This window comes from Amycolatopsis sp. NBC_00345, from assembly GCF_036116635.1.
Classification (GTDB): Bacteria; Actinomycetota; Actinomycetes; order Mycobacteriales; family Pseudonocardiaceae; genus Amycolatopsis.
The window spans coordinates 10509185-10525507 of record NZ_CP107995.1 but is presented as its reverse complement, the minus strand read 5'-3'; the positions used below and the strand labels follow the sequence as shown (position 1 = coordinate 10525507).

The following is a 16323-nucleotide window of genomic DNA, read 5'->3' as shown; positions in this document are numbered from 1 at the left end:
CCCCTTCCGGTCTACCGCTCCCAACATGCAGCACCGCGGGGCAATTCCCCCACCGTTGTGAGGCGAGCGACATCCCGTCTCGTGGGACGCCCTGCGTGAGGCGACTGGGTGGGCACGGCTTCGCGAAGCGGCTGAGCGGGACGCTGGGCCGGGCTGTGGGACCGAGCGGCTTGGCCCGCGGCCATGCGCGGCGGCTGAGCCGGGCGGCGGTGCGCGGCGGCAGAGCGCGGCGGCAGAGCCGGGCAGCCGGGCGCGGCGGCACGACAAGGCCGCCGGGCAGAGCAGTTGAGCAGGCATGGCCGGGGCCCGGGGGCACGCTCGGCGTGCAGGAGTGCCTGGCCCGGGAACGGCGAAGGTCCGGTGCCCACCCGATGCACCGGACCCTCGCCGAGGGGAAGCTCAGCGCTCGACGCGGCCGAACCCGGCGGGCGGGGTCGGTGTGTCGGAGCCGGGCTGGTGGCCGTTGCCCGCGTGGGCGGCCTGGGCCTGCGTCGGCTGGGCCTGGGCTCGCGTCGGCTGCGCTTGCGTCGGCTGAGCCTGGGTTTGCTGGCCTTGGGTCTGTCGCGTCTGAGCCTGCTGGCCTTGGGCCTGCTGCGTCTGGGCCTGCTGAGCCTGGGCCTGCTGTGTCTGGGCCTGGCCGCCGACCTGGCGCGGCTGGGTGCCGTTGCCGTCGCTGTTGCCGAGCTGGCCCTGGAGGTTGGCGAGCCAGCCACCCCAGCGGTCCTGGGCCGGCTTGATCAGGCCGCCGCCGAAGCCGACCACGACAACCCCGCCGATGGTCGCGAGCACGGCGATCAGCACCGGGCCCGTCACCGCCGTCGCGATGTTCACCTGGCCCAGCGCCGCGATGATGCCGAACGCCATGATCAGCCAGTAGGCGACGGTCCCGAGCAGACGGCCCGCGGGACGGGCCGACATCGCGGACGTGACCACGTCACGCACCACCTTGGCGATGGCCGCGGCCACCACGATCAGCACCAGCGCCACCAGGATCCGCGGCAGGAACGCGATGATCTCGTTCAGCAGCTGGCTGACCGGGTTCGACTGGCCGAACACGCCGAACGCCAGCTGGAGGGCGATCAGCAGAATGAAGTAGTAGACGAGTTTGACCAGGATGCCGGTGGCGTCCACATTCGCCTGCTTCATCATTCCGGTGAGCCCGGTCTTCTCGATCAGCCGCGAGAATCCGAGCTTTCCGAGCACCAGTGCGAGTGCTTTGGACACGGCTTTCGCGATCAGCCAGCCGATGAACAGGATGATCAGAAATCCGACGAGTTTCGGGACGAACGTGGCCACCAGATTCCAGGCCTGTCCGAGTCCGTCCTTCAATTGCTCACCCACGCGGGCTCCCTTCGCCGTGGTCGGCTTCGAATCCGGCTGCGTCCGCTCTGCACCGGTTCGTTGACCAGGTACCCAGCGAAGGAGAGTGCTGTGCACCACGATCGAGTGAGAAGACTGGCGCGGGAAGATCAATGACGGCCATACTTGTACTACCGGTGGGGACCGGGGAGACGAGGCCGTCCGGCGCAGCGAAAACCGCAAGCGCCGGGCGGCCTCGAGCATTTCCCGGAGGTATTCAGCGCGTACGCGCGCCGTCGCGCTGCGAATACGCTTCGGGTTTCCCCGGCCGACGGCGCTTGTTCACCACGGTTACGCCATCAGCAGGCAGGCGCGTTTGTGGTCACTCGCGCTCGCGGCCCTGACCAGGCGGCACAGTTAACGGCATAGTTGCGGCCGCTCCCGCCCGACGGACCAGCGCGCGGCCATTCGGCCCAATCATCACCACGCATCCCGGCGTGGACACGCACACGGCCGCTCGCGATTTAACAGGCACCACACAAAGCGCGCTGCCGACCACTCGCGCCGAACCGTCACCACGCGAACACGCTCACGACCATTCGCCCGCCGCGAGCGCCCCGCGCCCCATCAACGCCACGCGGACCGCTCACCCGCGCCGGCACGGGTTACCCGCGCGCTCGCGCGAGTGGGCGGTGCGCGTGGTGACGCTGTGGGCCGGAGTGGTTTAAGGGGCGTGCTGACGCGGGGTGAGCAGCCCGGGCGGCGAAGGTGAGGTGCGAGTGGTTAGTGGCCACTCGCACCCACCGTCACCAGGTGAGCACGCAGGTAGCCACCCCATCGCCCGAACCAGCACCACCGGGACACACGCGCAGCCACCCACGCCCGCGAACCACCCGGACACACGAGTGGCCACTCACGCCCCCGGACGCTCGTGGCCACCCGTGCCCCACCGAAACCACTCAGGCAGCGCTCAACGCGTCCCGCAGCTTCACCTTCGCGCCGGTGCGCATCACGGCGTTGCGGTAGATCCGCGCGGCCAGCCAGATCAGCGCCGGGATCAGCAGCACCACGAGCCCCACCGACAACACGGCCTCCCACACCGGCACCCCGCCCATCGCCAGCCGCATCGGCATCAGCGTCGGTGCGAAGACCGGGATCACCGACAGGACCTCGGCGAACGAGTTCGACGGGTCCGAGGGCAGCACCGAGATGCCGACCACGTAGCCGGCGATCACCAGCATCAGCGCCGGCATCGTCGCGCCGCCGACGTCCTCCTGACGGGAGACGAGCGCGCCGAGCGCGGCGAAGACGATCGAGTACATGAAGAAGCCGAGCAGGTACCAGACGATCAGCCACACCACGGTGCCGATGGCCGCCGACAACGAGATGGTCAGCACCCCCAGGCCCAGCCCCGCGGCCAGCCCGACCACGCCGATCGCCAGCATCTGGATCAGCCCCACCGTGCCGATGCCGAGCACCTTGCCCGCCATCAGCTGCCACGGCTTGATCGTGGACAGCAGCAGCTCGACCACGCGGGACGTCTTCTCCTCGACCACGCCCTGCGCCACGCTCTGGCCGTTCAACATCAGCGACATGTAGATGAGGATCCCGGCGATGATGCCGAGAATGAGCTGCTGGCTGTCGTAGTTGTACGGCTGCTGCAGCGGCGGCAGCTCGTCGATCGAAGCGCTGTCGACGGCGGCCCCGATCTTCGCCGGATCGCCGCCGAGGCCGCGGATCTGCTCGCTGAGGGCGATCTGCCCGGCCACCACGTTCAGCACGTTTTTCAGCGTCGGGTCGAGATCCTTCTTCACCTGGACGTGCACCCGCTGCGCGTCCTGCACCAGCAGCGCGTCGATCGAGCCGTCGTTCAGCTTCGCGACGCCGGCCTGCTGGTCGGGCACCTGCTGGGTGGCGACGTTCTTGCCGATCGACTTCGCCGTGGCCGTCACCGGTGCCGCGAGCGGGGCGGCCGCGGGCACGAAGCCGACGGTGGCGTCGGTACCGCTGCCGCTGCCGATGATCTTGAACACCACCGTCACGGCGACGACGAGGATCAGCATGATCAAGGTGCTGATCCGGTAGGCCTTCGACTTCACCCGCGTGCCGATCTCGCGCGAGGCCACCAGGCCGACCGCCGAAAGCGTGCTCATCCGGACATCGGGCTCGCTCATGCCGCCGCCTCCTGAGTGTTGTGCTCGCTCACGACGGAGCGGAAGAGATCGGCCAGGGAGGGCAGCTTCCGCGAAAACTCGCGCACCGGCCCGGTCGCCAGAGCCGCGCGCAGCACGGCCTGGTCGTCCGCGCCGGCGCCCAGCTCCACCTCGGTCACGGAGCCCTCGCGGCCGAGCACGGTCACGCCGGGCAGCCCGGCGGCCCAGCCGTCGGCGGCCTCCGGCGCGTCGACGAGCAGCCGGACCGCGCCGCCGGACCGCAGCTCCGCCACGGATCCCGACTCCACCATCCGTCCACTTCGGACGATCCCGATCCGGTCGCACAGGCGCTCCACCAGATCGAGCTGGTGGCTGGAGAACACGACAGGCACGCCCGTGGCCGCCTTCTCCCGCAGCACCGCGCTCATCACGTCCACCGCGACCGGGTCGAGGCCGGAGAACGGCTCGTCCAGCACGAGGATCCGCGGCTCGTGCACCAGCGCGGCGGCGAGCTGCACCCGCTGCTGGTTGCCGAGGCTCAGCGCCTGCACCTCGCTGTCACGGCGCGTGGCGACGCCGAGCCGCTCGGTCCACCGTTCGGTGGAGGCCTTCGCGTCGGACAACGACATCCCGTGCAGCCGGGCCAGATACGTCAGCTGCTCGCCGACCTTCATCTTCGGGTACAGACCTCGCTCTTCGGGCATGTACCCGATGTGGCGGCGGGTCTCGTAGTTCACCGGCTCACCGGCGTAGCGCACCTCGCCGGCGTCGGCGGCAAGCACGCCGAGGGCGATGCGCATGGTGGTGGTCTTGCCGGCGCCGTTGCTGCCGACGAAACCGAAGAGTTCCCCAGGTCGTACTTCGAAAGTCATCTTTTCCAACGCCACCACGGTGCCGTAGCGCTTGGAGACCGAGTCGATCTCCAGTCCGGGCTCTGGCATGGCCCCGACCCCCCTTGCCCTCGTCTTCGGTGACGATTGTCACCTTCCGTGATGGTAGAGAAGGGCGGTCGATTGTTCCTAGCACCCGTGGTTGCGTGTCCGCCGCCGAAAGTTGCTGGTGCGGCGTCCCCGTAGGATCGGTCCCGAAATGGCTGAAACGAGTTCCGGGCGCCAGGTGCCCAAGCACCACGGGCTGTCCGCAAAGACCCTGCGCGGGTTGGAGCACGCGTCCGGGCGCCTCGCGAGCGCGAGCGTCGCGGTGATGGAGCAACGGCTGGTGTGGTTCGCGCGGCTGCCCGCGGACCAGCGCGCGAGCGTCCTGCTCATCACGCAGGCCGGCGCGGCGGGCTTCGTCGACTGGCTGCGCGACTCGAAGGAGGCGCTGAAGCTCACCACGGAGGCGTTCCGCGACGCGCCCGCCGAGCTTTCGCGCTGGGTCAGCCTGCGCCAGGCCGTCGGCATGGTGCGGCTGGCGATCGAGGTGTTCGAGGAGCAGCTGCCGGAGTTCGCCGCGAACGAGGCCGAACGTGCGGCCCTGATCGAGGGAATCCTGCGCTACGGCAGGGAAATCGCCTTCGCCGCGGCCAATTCCTACGCCGCCGCAGCGGAAGCGCGCGGCGCGTGGGACGCGCGGCTGGAGGCGCTGGTCGTCGACGGCATCGTCCGCGGCGACGCCGAGGAGGCCGTGCTCTCCCGCGCCGCCGCGCTTGGCTGGGACCCGGCCTCGGCCGCGACAGTGCTCGTGGGCAACCCGCCCTCGGAGGACCCGCCGACGGTCGTGTTCGAGGTCCGCAGCCGCGCCGCGCGCGTCGGCCGGCCGGTGCTGCTCTCGGTGCAGGGCTCGCGGCTGGTGATCGTGATCGGCGGCCCCACCGACGGCGGGACGAAGGAGCGCGAAACGCTCTCCCGGATGTCCGCGGTGTTCGCCGAGGGGCCGGTGGTGGCCGGCCCGACCGTCCCGTCGCTGGCCGAGGCCCACCACAGCGCGGCCGAGGCGCTGTCCGGGCTGCGCGCGGTGGTCGGCTGGCCGGGCGCCCCGCGTCCGGTCCGGTCCGGGGACCTGCTGCCCGAGCGCGCCCTCTCCGGCGACCCGGAAGCCGAGCGGCTGCTGGTGGACCTCGTCGCCCGCCCGCTCGAAGAGGCGGGCCCGGCGTTGCAGCGCACCGTGGAGACCTACCTCGAGACCGGCGGCGTGCTGGAACGCTGTGCGCAGGCCCTGTTCGTCCACCCCAACACGGTGCGCTACCGGCTGCGCAAGGCGGCCGAGCTGACCGGCCGCAACGCCACCGAGCCCCGCGACGCCCTGGTCCTGCGGATCGCGCTGACCGTCGGCCGGCTGGCGCGGGCCCGCGGTCTCTGGTGACCCGGCCGGAAATACCGCGGCCCGGTGTCGCGAGGGGACCGTTCGCACCGCGGCAGCGACCGAACCGCCCGTGACCGACTTCACGGCAAGCAATGGTTGAATCCCACAAGGCATCTGGGTTAAGGGCGGAGATTCACGGCGGGCCTTTGGAGGTTTCCTCCAATTACACCGGTCGTACTTGGTGACCGCCCGCATCCGGCCCGGGAGGGTCCCCATGGTGTCATAGGTACGTGACAGTCGCAGTCCTCTCTCCGGGTCAAGGCTCCCAGGCCCCCGGCATGCTCACTCCGTGGCTCGAGCTCGACGGCGCCCGCGCGCGCGTCGACGAGTGGTCGGCCCGCGCCGGGCTCGACCTGCTCCGCCTCGGCACGGAGGCCGAGGCCGAGGAGATCCAGGACACCGCCGTCGCGCAGCCGCTGATCGTGGCGCTGTCGCTGCTCTCGTTCGAGCACCTGCAGCAGGCCGCACCGGTGGCGGCCGACGCGCCGGTGGCCGGGCACTCCGTCGGCGAGCTGGCCGCGGCCGCGATCGCCGGGGTGCTCACCTCGGCCGACGCCGTGGCGCTGGCCGCCGTGCGCGGCGCCGAGATGGCGAAGGCCTGCGCGCTGGAGCCCACGTCGATGGCCGCCGTGATGCTCGGCGACCCCGAGGAGGTCGTGGCGTGGCTCGATGAGCAGGGCCTGGCCGCGGCCAACCGGAACGGCGCGGGCCAGATCGTCGCGTCCGGCTCGGCCGAGGCGATCGAACGGATCGTCGCGGAGCCGCTCAAGGGCACGAAGATCCGTGCGCTCAAGGTGGCCGGCGCCTTCCACACGTCTTACATGGCGCCCGCGGAAGAAGCGTTGCGCGAGCACGCCGCCGGCCTCACCCCGGCCGACCCGGCCCGCCCGCTGCTGTCCAATGCCGACGGTCAGGTGATCACCAGCGGCGCGGAGTACCTGGACCGCCTCGTCGCACAGGTCACCCGCCCCGTGCGCTGGGACCTGACCATGGACGGCCTCGTGTCGCTCGGCGTCACCAGCACAGTCGAACTCGCGCCCGCGGGCACGCTGACCGGCCTGGTCAAGCGGCAGCTCAAGGGTGTCGTCACCACTACCACCGCGCTGAAGACGCCGGCCGAGCTGGCGAAGCTGCGCGAGGAGGACGCCCAGTGACCGACCGCCCCAGCCTGCGCCAGACCGCCGGCCCGAGCAGCACCCGGATCCTCGGCACCGGGAGCCACCAGCCGGAGAAGGTCGTCACCAACGACGACCTGTCCCTGGTCATGGACACCAACGACCAGTGGATCCGCGACCGCGTCGGCATCATCGAGCGCCGCTTCGGGGAGAAGAACGAGCTGCTGGTCGACTTCGCCGTCGCCGCGGGCACCGCCGCGCTGGCCGACGCGGGCGTCGACCCGTCCGAAGTGGACACGGTCATCCTGCCGAACTGCACGATGCCGACGCAGATCCCGAACGCGGCCGCCCAGGTCGCCGCGCGGATCGGCATCCAGAGCCCCGGCGCCTTCGACCTCAACGCCGCGTGCGCCGGCTTCTGCTACGGCCTCGGCGTGGCGTCGGACCTGATCCGGGCCGGCTCCGCGAAGAAGGTCCTCGTGATCGGCGCGGAGAAGCTCACCGACGCGGTCGACCCGCTCGACCGCGCGAACGCGATCATCTTCGCCGACGGCGCGGGCGCCGCGGTGGTCGGCGGTGCCGACGAGCCGGGCATCGGCCCGGTGGTGTGGGGCAGCGCGGGCGACCTGGTCGACCTGATCTACATGCGCGACGGCAAGTACATCTACCAGGAGGGCCAGTCGGTCTTCCGGTGGGCGACCACGCAGATCGCGCCGATCGCCCTGCGCGCGCTGGAGGCCGCGGGCCTGCAGCCGTCCGATGTGGACGTGCTGATCCCGCACCAGGCGAACCTGCGCATCGTCGAGTCGATCGCCAAGAAGCTGCGGGCCGCGGGCGCCCGGGAGGACATGGTCGTCGCCGACGACATCAAGTACTCCGGCAACACCTCGTCGGCGTCGATTCCGCTGGCGCTGGACCACATGCGCAAGGCGGGCACCGCGAAGTCCGGCGACGTCGTGCTGGCGGTCGGGTTCGGCGCCGGGCTTTCGTATGCCGGGCAGGCTTTCCTCTGCCCGTGAGTGGATACTTTCCCCGCGGGCGCCGTGCCCGCGGGGTGGACTACCAAAAGAAGAACCGAGAAGGGAACAACCCCCATGGCTGACAACGCTGAGATCCTCGCCGGCCTCGCCGAGATCGTCGAAGAGGTGGCCGGTGTGGCTCAGGACGACGTCACCGCCGAGAAGTCGTTCGTGGACGACCTGGACATCGACTCGCTGTCGATGGTCGAGATCGCCGTGCAGGCCGAGGACAAGTTCGGCGTCAAGATCCCGGACGACGAGCTGGCCAACCTGAAGACCGTTGGCGACGCGGTGAACTACGTGTCCGCCAACCAGAACTAAGTCCTCTTCGTACCCGGACCGGGAAGCTTCCCGGCCCGGAGCCGGACCTTGGGGAGACTCCTGTGAGCGAGCTTGCGAGTGAACCATTGAGCACTGCGCATCCGGCTCAGGCCACACCGAGCGCCAGTGAGGTAAGCGCATGAGCAACATCGACGTCGTGATCACCGGTATGGGGGCCACCACCCCGCTCGGCGGAGACGTCGCGTCCACTTGGGACGGCCTGCTGGCCGGTCGCAGCGGCATCCGCCCGCTGACCGCGGACTGGGTCGAGGAACTCGGCCTGCCCGTGAAGATCGGGGCGACGCTGGCCGTCGAGCCCTCCGAGGTGCTGCCGCGGGTCCAGGCCCGGCGGCTGGACCGGTGCGAGCAGGTGGCGATCATCGCCGCGCGGCAGGCCTGGGCCGACGCCGGCTTCACCGAGCAGACCGACGAGCACACCGACGTCGAACCGGAGCGCCTCGGCGTTTCGATCGGCACCGGCGTCGGCGGGCCGGTGACGCTGCTCACCCAGAACGACCTGTTGCACCAGCAGGGTATTCGCAAGGTCTCCCCGCTCACCGTGCCGATGCTGATGCCCAACGGGCCTGCCGCGCACGTGAGCATCGACCTGAAGGCCCGCGCGGGCGTGCACTCCCCGGCCTCGGCGTGCGCCTCCGGCGCCGAGGGCATCGCCACCGGCTACGAGATGATCCGGTCCGGCCGGGCCGACGTCGTGGTCGCCGGCGGCGCCGAGGCGTGCATCCACCCGATCACGCTGGCCGGCTTCGCCCAGGCGCGCACGGTGTCGACCCGCAACGACGACCCGGCGGCCGCCTCACGGCCGTTCGACGTCAGCCGTGACGGCTTCGTCCTCGGTGAAGGCTCGGGCGTCGTGGTGCTGGAGCGGGCCGACCGCGCCAAGGCCCGCGGCGCGCGCGTCTACGCCAAGCTGGCCGGCTACGGGATCACTTCCGACGGCTACCACATCACCGGCAACCACCCGGACGGCATCGGGCAGATCGCGGCCATGCGGGCGGCGATGGCCTTGGCCGGGCTGACCCCGGCCGACATCGGGCACGTGAACGCCCACGCCACGTCCACTGTGGTCGGTGACCTCGGCGAAGCGGCCGCGATCCGGACCGCCATCGGCGACCACCCGGTGGTCACCGCGCCGAAGGGCGCCCTCGGCCACCTCGTCGGCGGCGCCGGCGCGGTGGAGGGCATCGCCACGATCCTCTCGATGTACGAGGGTGTGGTGCCGGCGACGCTGAACCTCAGCGAGCTCGACCCGAAGGTCCAGCTCGACGTGGTGTCGGGCGAGAACCGCAAGGTGGAGATCACCGCGGCGATCAGCAACTCGTTCGGCTTCGGCGGCCACAACACCGCGCTGCTGTTCACCCCCGCCGTCTGATCCGGCGGAACTACGGAAAAAGGGCCCTTCCCCACGCGGGGAGGGCCCTTTTCTGTTTCCTGGGACGTGAAGCCGCCGGTTACCGGAACCGCGGCTCAGCAGGCTTCGCTCTCCGGCGTGCGGCTGGTGCTGTCGACGGTGTCGATCTTGAAGCCGCCGTTCTGGAAGACCATGGGCAGCACGAGCCGCCAGTGGATGCACCCGTTCTTGAAGTTCGCCGGCGCGTCTTCGACCGACTGCGTGCTGTTGAACGCCAGCAGCACGCGCAGCGACCCGTGCGGGGCGGGCTCGATCCGCTCGATGAGGATGCTGCCGTCCTTCGTGGACCGGAAGTCCTTCGCCCAGGCCTCGGCCGACGGCTTCTGCTGCACCCGCTGGACGCTGACCGTCGTCTTCCAGGCGTCGTAATTGCGGTTGTTGATCGAGTCGAAGTACCCCTGGATGACCGGGCGCACCGCCTCGTCCTGCGGATGGTGCGCCACGTCGTCGGTGACTTGGACCTTGCCGGGCCCCGGCTGGTCGTCGGGTTCCACCGACGTGGACGGGGCCACCACGGCGGCGTCGGCGGGCTTCGGCTCCGGCCGCTGGTACAGCTCACGTGCGAGCAGGCCGCCACCGACGGTGAGGGACAGCACCACGACCAGGACGGGCACCAGCCACCGCTGGCGGGAGTGTGCGGGCGGTTGGGCGGTCACCCCTGAGAGGGTACCCACCCGCCGTCCGGGGTCAGCCGACCTGGTGCAGCCACGTGACCGGGGCGCCGTCGCCGGCGTGCCGGTAGGGCTCCAGCGCCTCGTCCCAGCCCGCCGCCAGCAGCTCGTCCAGCTTGTGTGCCAAGGATTCACCGCCACGCGTCATGCTCACGAGCGCGCGCAGCTGGTCCTCGCCCACCACGATGTCGCCGTTGGCGCTGGTCCGCCCGTGCCACAGGCCGAGGCCGGGCGCGAAACAGAACCGTTCGCCGTCGACGCCGGCGCTGGGTTCCTCGGTGACCTCGAAGCGCAGCATCGGCCACGCCTTGAGCGCGGCGGCCAGCTTGCCGCCGCTGCCGGCGGGCGCGCGCCAGCCGCATTCGGCGCGGAGCTGTCCGGGACTGGCGGGCTGCGCCGTCCACTTCAGCTCGACTCGGGCACCCAGGGTGCCCGAAATAGCCCACTCGACGTGCGGGCAAACCGCAGACGGCGACGAGTGGACGTACACCACGCCTCGGGTGTTGCCACGGGTGCTCACTGCTGACCTCCGCTTGCTCGACGAGGGACGTCTTCCCCTACGACCTCTCGACCAGCGACGGGCTCTGTGCGCTTCCGTGTCTCTTCCCGACTTGCAGGACTGTGTAGCACATTCTGCACCCCAACCGTGCCGTTTGGCCACACGAACACCACAAGTCGCACGGGAACCCCCTTTAGGAGGGAGCCACGCCGACGCTTCCCCGTGTCGCGCCGTGTACGGGGCCGGGCGCGCTAGCGTGGTGCCCCGGAAACGGTCGAGGTGAGGAGGGTTTCGGTGCGACTGGTCCGCCTCGGGCAGCAGCCGTCGCGCGTCGCCGAAGACGTGCGGGCGGCGCTGGCTTCGCTCGGCCGCGGCAGCACCGTGATCGGCGGGGTCGCCCTGGTCGGCGCGCACCCGGTCGGCGGTGACCGGGCCGTGGAAGCGGTGGTAGTACTGCCGAAGGGCGTGCTCATCGTGATCGGCGTGGACCTGCCCGACCCGGCGCTGCGCCTCGAGGCCCCGCTCGGCGGCCCGTGGAAGGCCGACGGCTGGCCCCTGGTCCACGGTGACGACGCCGTCAACCCGGCCACGGAGGCGCTCGACCTGTCGCAGGAGTGCGAACGGCGGATGGCGGAGCTGGCGCCGGGCACCGGCCCGGTCGGCACGATCATCGCGGTGGGCCCGTACGTCGAGACCGTCGACCAGCCGCCGGCCGACCTGGCCGGCCCGGTCCGCGTCCTGCACCCGACCCCCACCACCATGCTCGCGGCGACGGTCTCCCTCGCCACGGCCCGCCGTCCGCGCTCGCTGGACCAGGCGCGCGCCCTGATCACCGCCTTCGCCCCGGACGCCCCGCCCCTCCCGGACGACGTCCTGCTGGGCGAGGGTTTCGTCCGCTTCACCGACGATTCCCCGATGCCGCCGGAGAGCCGGGTGTCCTCTGTGGCCACTGGTGGTCGAGCGGCGGGTCCTGCTGCTGCGGGTGCTGGTGTGCCTCCGGTGGCATCCTCTGCGGTGGCTTCGGCTGCGGGGCGCTCGGGCGCGGCGGCTTCGGCGGCTTCGGCGGCACAGTCCTCGACAGCGGCACGGCCCTCGGCAGCACAGTCCTCGGCAGCACAGTCCTCGGCAGGGAATCCTGCCGAGGCGTCCGCGGCGGCTGCTGCCAGGGCGTCCTCGGCGGGGGCTGCTGCAGCGGCTTCGGGGGCGTCCGCTGGTGCGGCGGCCTCGGCGACTGCGGGGGCGCCGTCCGGGATGCCTGCCGTGGCCGCGGCTCCGCCGACTGTCCCGATGTCCCATCCGGACAGATCCGGCCCGCCGAAGCCCGCAGCCCGCCCGAAGATCACCTCGGTGCCACCTCCGCCGCCAGTGTTCCCGACGATCGCGCCGGTTCCGCACATTGCCCCGCCCGCCGTTCCGCCTTCCCCCGGCTCGGCTTCCCCAAGTACCGCTTTCCCCGGCTCGACTTCCCCAGGTGCCGCTTTCCCAGGCTCGACTTCCCCGGGCTCGGCTTTCCCCGGCACCGCTGCGGCTGGTCCTGCTTCCCCAGGTACCGCCGCCGCTGGTCCGGTCTTCCCCGGCGCGAGTCCGACATCCTCGCCCGCACCGGAGGTGGGTCAACCCAGCCGTTCAGCCGCGTCTTCCCCCGCGGCGAGCGCTCCGACGGTCGCCCAGGCCGCCGGGACCGCGGCAGGGCTCGCCGATGAGCCGACCGAGTCCGTCGCCTCGCCGGGACGGCCGGGTCCGTCCACATCGGGCGGTGCGACCGGCAGAACGGCTGGCACCGCTGGCACGGCAGCGCGCGCGGGAGGCACGGCGGGCGTCGCGGGCTCAGCGGCAAGCGCAGCAGGCACCGCGAGCGTGGCAGGCACAGCGGCGGGCACTGCAGGATCGGCGGGCACGGCGGTGGACAGCGACGCTGTCACCGAGGCCATGGCGCCGCCGCCGCGGTCGGTCAAGGCTGCGCCCCAGCCCGTAGCCAAACCTGGACCTAAGCCTGGACCCAACCCGGTGGCTCAGCCGCCCGAGAGTGGTCCGCGTCCGGCGGCAACGGGCGCGGCGGCGGGCACGGGAGCGGCACCGCCGTCGAACGGTGGCTCCGGTAAGCAATCGCGGACGGTGCGGTGGTTGCCGCTCGGCGCGATCGGGCTGTTGGTGGTGCTGCTGGTCACCGCGGTCGTGATCGCGGCGACCGGGGGTGGCGGGGACAGTGGCCAGACCGCGGCGCCGGCCTCGAGTTCGCGGCCCGCGGCCTCGAACCCGCCGGCGTCCAGTGCTCCGGCGTCCAGCGCGCCGGTGACGCCGAGCCTTTCGTTCAACGCGCGCGCCAGTAGCGGCGACCAGCGGTGCGCGTCGCACGCGTTCGGGGACGTGCAGGTGAGCCTGCAGCAGACGAGCTGCGTCGGCGTCCAGCGCGCGAGTTACGCGGCCGAGGTCAACGGGCGCGCGGCCGCGGTGACCGTGGCCGTCGTCGCGTTCCCCGACGCCGCGCAGGCCTCACACTTCAAGGACGTCGCCGATACCCCGGGCAGCGGCGGCATCATCGACGTCGCCACCGAGACCGGCAAGTGGCAGGGCCCGGCGCCGCAGTTCGACGGCGCCGCCTACACCAGCAAGATCGAGGGCAACGGCGTGCGGCTGGTGCAGGCGGTCTGGCTGCCGGGACCGTCCACTCCGGACGATCCCGGCCTCGCCCGCGCCGCGAAGGGCGCGCTCGACCTGGTGCTGCCGAGCTGAGCGTCAGAGCCCGTACGCCTCCAGCAGGCGCAGCCACACCTCGCTGATCGTCGGGAACGCGGGCACGGCGTGCCACAACCGCTCCAGCGGCACCTCGCCGACCACGGCGATGGTCGCCGAGTGCAGCAGCTCGGACACGTCCGGGCCGACGAACGTCACCCCGAGCACCACCCCGCGCTCGGTGTCGACGACCATGCGCGCCTTGCCCTTGTACCCGTCGGCGTGCAGTGACGAGCCGGCCACCGCGATGTCGATGTCCACCACGCGGTCGGCCGAGCCCGCACGCGCCTCGGTGAGCCCGACGGACGTCACCTCCGGGTCGGTGAACACCACCTGCGGCACGGCGTGGTGGTCGGCCGTCGCGCTGTAACGGCTCCACGGCTCCGTCGAGATCTGCTCGCCCCGGGCGCGGGCCGCGACGCTGTCGCCGGCGACGCGCGCGGCGTACTTGCCCTGGTGCGTCAGCAGCGCGCGGCCGGTGACGTCGCCGGCCCCATACAGCCAGCCACCGTCCACGGCGGACACCCGGCCGCTCTCGTCGACCGCGAGCGGGGCGCCGGTGGGCAGGCCGAGCACGTCGAGGCCGACGTCTCCGGTCGCCGGGGCGCGGCCGGTGGCGACCAGCAGCTCGTCGACGACCAGCTGCTCACCGTCGGCCAACGTGAGCGACGCGCCCCCGTCCACAGGGGACACCTCCCGGATACCGGACACGGTGTGCACGAAGACGCCGGCCTCGCGCAGACCGCCGAGCAGCAGGTCACCCGCGAACTCCGGCAGCTTCGGCAGCGGGCGCTCGCCCGTGATCACCAGGTGCACCTCGGCGCCGAGCCGGGCCCACGCCTGCGCCATCTCGACGCCGACCACCCCGCCGCCGAGCACGCCGAGGCGCGCGGGCACCGCGGACGCCGACGTGGCCTCACGCGAGCCCCACGGCCGGATCGTGTCGAGCCCCGGGATCGACGGCGACCGGGGGACGCTGCCGGTGCAGACGATCACCGCGTGACGGGCGGTGATCACCTGGTCCTCGCCCACCGTCACCTCGCGCTCGCCGGTGATCCGCCCGTGGCCGCGCACCGGCTCGATGCCCGCGCCGCGCGCCCAGTCCACCTGCCCGCTGTCGTCGCCCTTGCCGGTGAACCAGTCCCGCCGGGCGAACACCTGGGCCGGGTCGAGCGCGCCGCCGACCACCACCCCGGGCATCCGCTTGGCCGCGGCGAGCAGGTTTCCCGGGCGCAGCAACGCCTTGCTCGGAATGCAGGCCCAGTAGGAGCACTCCCCGCCGAACCGCTCGTGCTCGACGAGCGCCACCTTGAGCCCGTCCTTGGCGGCGCGTTCGGCGGCCACCTCGCCGACCGGTCCGGCCCCGATCACCACGACGTCGAAAGTCTGTCCTGACATGGGTTCAGCGCACACCACCACGCGGCTTCGCGCAAGCCAGCGGCTATTCTCGTCAGACAGCTGCAAGAAACCGGCGGCACCGGGGGGAGCCGGGGCGTCGCCGTGCCGGTTGCACGCATGATCACGATCGAGCACGGGAGGCTTCATGGCCAGGAACACTGCTGTCCGCGTTCTGGACGACCTGACCGGCGGCCCGGCGGCCCAGACCGTCGGCTTCGGCCTCGACGGCGTCGAGTACGACATCGACCTCACCTCCACGAACGCGGCCGCGCTGCGCAAGCTCCTGAGCCGGTACGCGGACGCCGCCCGTCGCACCGGCGGGCGGAAGCAACGGCCGCGTTTCGTGCCGGGCGCGAAGAAGCCGGCGCGGGGAGCGGCGAAGGCGGGTGCTTCGGCGAAATCGGTGGCGAAGGCACCGGCGGCGAAATCGGTGGCGAAATCGGTGGCCAAGCCGGCGGCGAAGCCGGTCGCGGGTAAGCGGGCGGCCAAGGCGGAGCCCGCCTCGCGTAAGGCGGCTGCGGGGAAGACCGCGTCCCGCACGGCGGACACGCCCGCGAAGACCACCCGGGCGAAGAAGGTTGCGGGGACGAGGGCTGCCGCGAGCAAGGGCGCTGCAGCCAGGAGCACCGCGACCAAGAGCACCGCGGCTAAGAGCGCTGCGACCAGGACCACTGCGGCTAAGACGGCTGCGGCGACGGCGGCCGCGCCGAAGACTGCGGCGAAGAGCGGTGCGGCGAAGGCAACTGCGAAGACTGCCGCACCGAAGGCAGCCGCAAAGGCTGCAGCACCGAAAACCGCGGCACCGAAGGCAGCCGCGAAGGGTGGTGCGGCGAAGGTGGCCGGGAAGACCACCGCCAAGGCGGCATCACCGAAGGCCGCGTCGCCGAGGGCCGCGATCAAGAAGGCCGCAGCGCCGAAGGCGGCTCCGGCGAAGGCGGCTCCGGCAAAGGCGGCTCAGGCAAAGGCTTCGCCCGCGAAGGCGGCTTCGGCGACGACCGTCGCGAAGACTGCGGCCCCGAAGACCGCGGACCCGAAGGCACCCGAAGTGAAGGCGGCCGCGAAGCCGCGTCGCGTGGTGGCGAAGGTTCCGGCGGTCACGTTCTCTGCGAGCGAGTGACCCGGCGAGCGAGTGACCCGGGCCTGAAAACCCGGAGACAGCGCGCCTGAAACCGGAAACAGAACCAGCAAACAGCAAGAAGCCCCTCGCAGCACTTGGCGGATTCTAGCGATCCCCGCAACACCCTGGATTTCAGGGAGTTGCGGGGATCGTGCTGTCACCGGAGTTGCGGAAGAGGTTCTTCGAGGCGCTGGAGCGGGAGGACGGCAACGTCTCGGTCGCGTCGCGGGCGGTCGGGGTGAACCTGAACACGGCCTTCGGGTGG

13 protein-coding genes are annotated in these 16323 nt (G+C 71.7%); 7 read left to right on the top strand and 6 right to left on the bottom strand.

Annotated elements, in window-relative coordinates; genetic code table 11:
* Positions 1-399: 399 nt before the first annotated feature.
* The 3 genes from OG943_RS48165 to OG943_RS48155 all read right to left on the bottom strand — a co-directional run bounded on the left by OG943_RS48165 (position 400) and on the right by OG943_RS48155 (position 4393).
* A complete protein-coding gene (locus tag OG943_RS48165) occupies positions 400-1341 on the bottom strand; it encodes a mechanosensitive ion channel family protein (RefSeq protein WP_328607555.1) in 942 nt (313 codons plus the stop codon).
* 917 nt (positions 1342-2258) lie between these two features.
* On the bottom strand, positions 2259-3473 hold the full coding sequence (locus tag OG943_RS48160; protein ID WP_328607554.1) for an ABC transporter permease: 1215 nt from the start codon (positions 3471-3473) through the stop codon (positions 2259-2261).
* Positions 3470-4393: an ABC transporter ATP-binding protein gene (locus OG943_RS48155; RefSeq protein ID WP_328607553.1), complete on the bottom strand. Its 924-nt coding sequence runs from the start codon at positions 4391-4393 to the stop codon at positions 3470-3472. Before OG943_RS48155 ends, OG943_RS48160 begins: the two co-directional genes overlap by 4 nt.
* Before the next feature lie 148 nt (positions 4394-4541).
* Here OG943_RS48155 and OG943_RS48150 point away from each other — a divergent pair, with 148 nt between their 5' ends.
* From OG943_RS48150 to OG943_RS48130, 5 genes are all read left to right on the top strand, one after another.
* Positions 4542-5756: a PucR family transcriptional regulator gene (locus OG943_RS48150; protein ID WP_328607552.1), complete on the top strand. Its 1215-nt coding sequence runs from the start codon at positions 4542-4544 to the stop codon at positions 5754-5756.
* A gap of 230 nt (positions 5757-5986) precedes the next feature.
* Entirely contained in the window at positions 5987-6910 is a 924-nt protein-coding gene (locus OG943_RS48145; RefSeq protein ID WP_328607551.1) for an ACP S-malonyltransferase, read from the top strand.
* Positions 6907-7890 carry a beta-ketoacyl-ACP synthase 3 gene (locus tag OG943_RS48140; protein WP_328607550.1) on the top strand — a complete coding sequence of 328 codons (984 nt, stop codon included), beginning with the start codon at positions 6907-6909 and terminating at the stop codon, positions 7888-7890. The genes OG943_RS48145 and OG943_RS48140 overlap by 4 nt, the downstream gene beginning before the upstream one ends.
* A 75-nt stretch (positions 7891-7965) precedes the next feature.
* Complete coding sequence (locus OG943_RS48135) at positions 7966-8211, top strand: acyl carrier protein (protein ID WP_091628111.1); 246 nt, start codon at positions 7966-7968, stop codon at positions 8209-8211.
* Positions 8212-8350: 139 nt separating this feature from the next.
* Positions 8351-9601 carry a beta-ketoacyl-[acyl-carrier-protein] synthase family protein gene (locus OG943_RS48130; protein WP_328607549.1) on the top strand — a complete coding sequence of 417 codons (1251 nt, stop codon included), beginning with the start codon at positions 8351-8353 and terminating at the stop codon, positions 9599-9601.
* A 95-nt stretch (positions 9602-9696) separates the two neighbouring features.
* Here the strand turns inward: OG943_RS48130 and OG943_RS48125 are convergent, their stop codons facing one another.
* Both OG943_RS48125 and OG943_RS48120 read right to left on the bottom strand, forming a co-directional pair.
* The gene (locus tag OG943_RS48125) at positions 9697-10296 is read right to left on the bottom strand and encodes a hypothetical protein (RefSeq protein WP_328607548.1); all 600 of its coding nucleotides are present in this window, start codon (positions 10294-10296) and stop codon (positions 9697-9699) included.
* A 31-nt stretch (positions 10297-10327) separates the two neighbouring features.
* On the bottom strand, positions 10328-10831 hold the full coding sequence (locus tag OG943_RS48120) for a DUF3145 domain-containing protein (RefSeq protein ID WP_328607547.1): 504 nt from the start codon (positions 10829-10831) through the stop codon (positions 10328-10330).
* Positions 10832-11104: 273 nt separating this feature from the next.
* Here OG943_RS48120 and OG943_RS48115 point away from each other — a divergent pair, with 273 nt between their 5' ends.
* The gene (locus OG943_RS48115) at positions 11105-13543 is read left to right on the top strand and encodes a hypothetical protein (protein WP_328607546.1); all 2439 of its coding nucleotides are present in this window, start codon (positions 11105-11107) and stop codon (positions 13541-13543) included.
* A 3-nt stretch (positions 13544-13546) separates the two neighbouring features.
* Here the strand turns inward: OG943_RS48115 and OG943_RS48110 are convergent, their stop codons facing one another.
* Positions 13547-14941 carry a dihydrolipoyl dehydrogenase family protein gene (locus tag OG943_RS48110; RefSeq protein WP_328607545.1) on the bottom strand — a complete coding sequence of 465 codons (1395 nt, stop codon included), beginning with the start codon at positions 14939-14941 and terminating at the stop codon, positions 13547-13549.
* 145 nt (positions 14942-15086) lie between these two features.
* On the opposite strand from OG943_RS48110, the gene OG943_RS48105 reads away from it, so the two are divergent.
* Complete coding sequence (locus OG943_RS48105) at positions 15087-16058, top strand: Lsr2 dimerization domain-containing protein (protein ID WP_328607544.1); 972 nt, start codon at positions 15087-15089, stop codon at positions 16056-16058.
* The last annotated feature ends 265 nt before the right edge of the window (positions 16059-16323 follow it).

Excerpts from the sequence above, each read along its gene's own strand:
- OG943_RS48160 (WP_328607554.1), bottom strand. The coding sequence starts at position 3,473 with ATGAGCGAGCCCGATGTCCGGATGAGCACGCTTTCGGCGGTCGGCCTG.
- OG943_RS48155 (WP_328607553.1), bottom strand. The coding sequence starts at position 4,393 with ATGCCAGAGCCCGGACTGGAGATCGACTCGGTCTCCAAGCGCTACGGC.
- OG943_RS48150 (WP_328607552.1), top strand. The coding sequence starts at position 4,542 with ATGGCTGAAACGAGTTCCGGGCGCCAGGTGCCCAAGCACCACGGGCTG.
- OG943_RS48135 (WP_091628111.1), top strand. The coding sequence starts at position 7,966 with ATGGCTGACAACGCTGAGATCCTCGCCGGCCTCGCCGAGATCGTCGAA.
- OG943_RS48130 (WP_328607549.1), top strand. The coding sequence starts at position 8,351 with ATGAGCAACATCGACGTCGTGATCACCGGTATGGGGGCCACCACCCCG.
- OG943_RS48110 (WP_328607545.1), bottom strand. The coding sequence starts at position 14,941 with ATGTCAGGACAGACTTTCGACGTCGTGGTGATCGGGGCCGGACCGGTC.
- OG943_RS48105 (WP_328607544.1), top strand. The coding sequence starts at position 15,087 with ATGGCCAGGAACACTGCTGTCCGCGTTCTGGACGACCTGACCGGCGGC.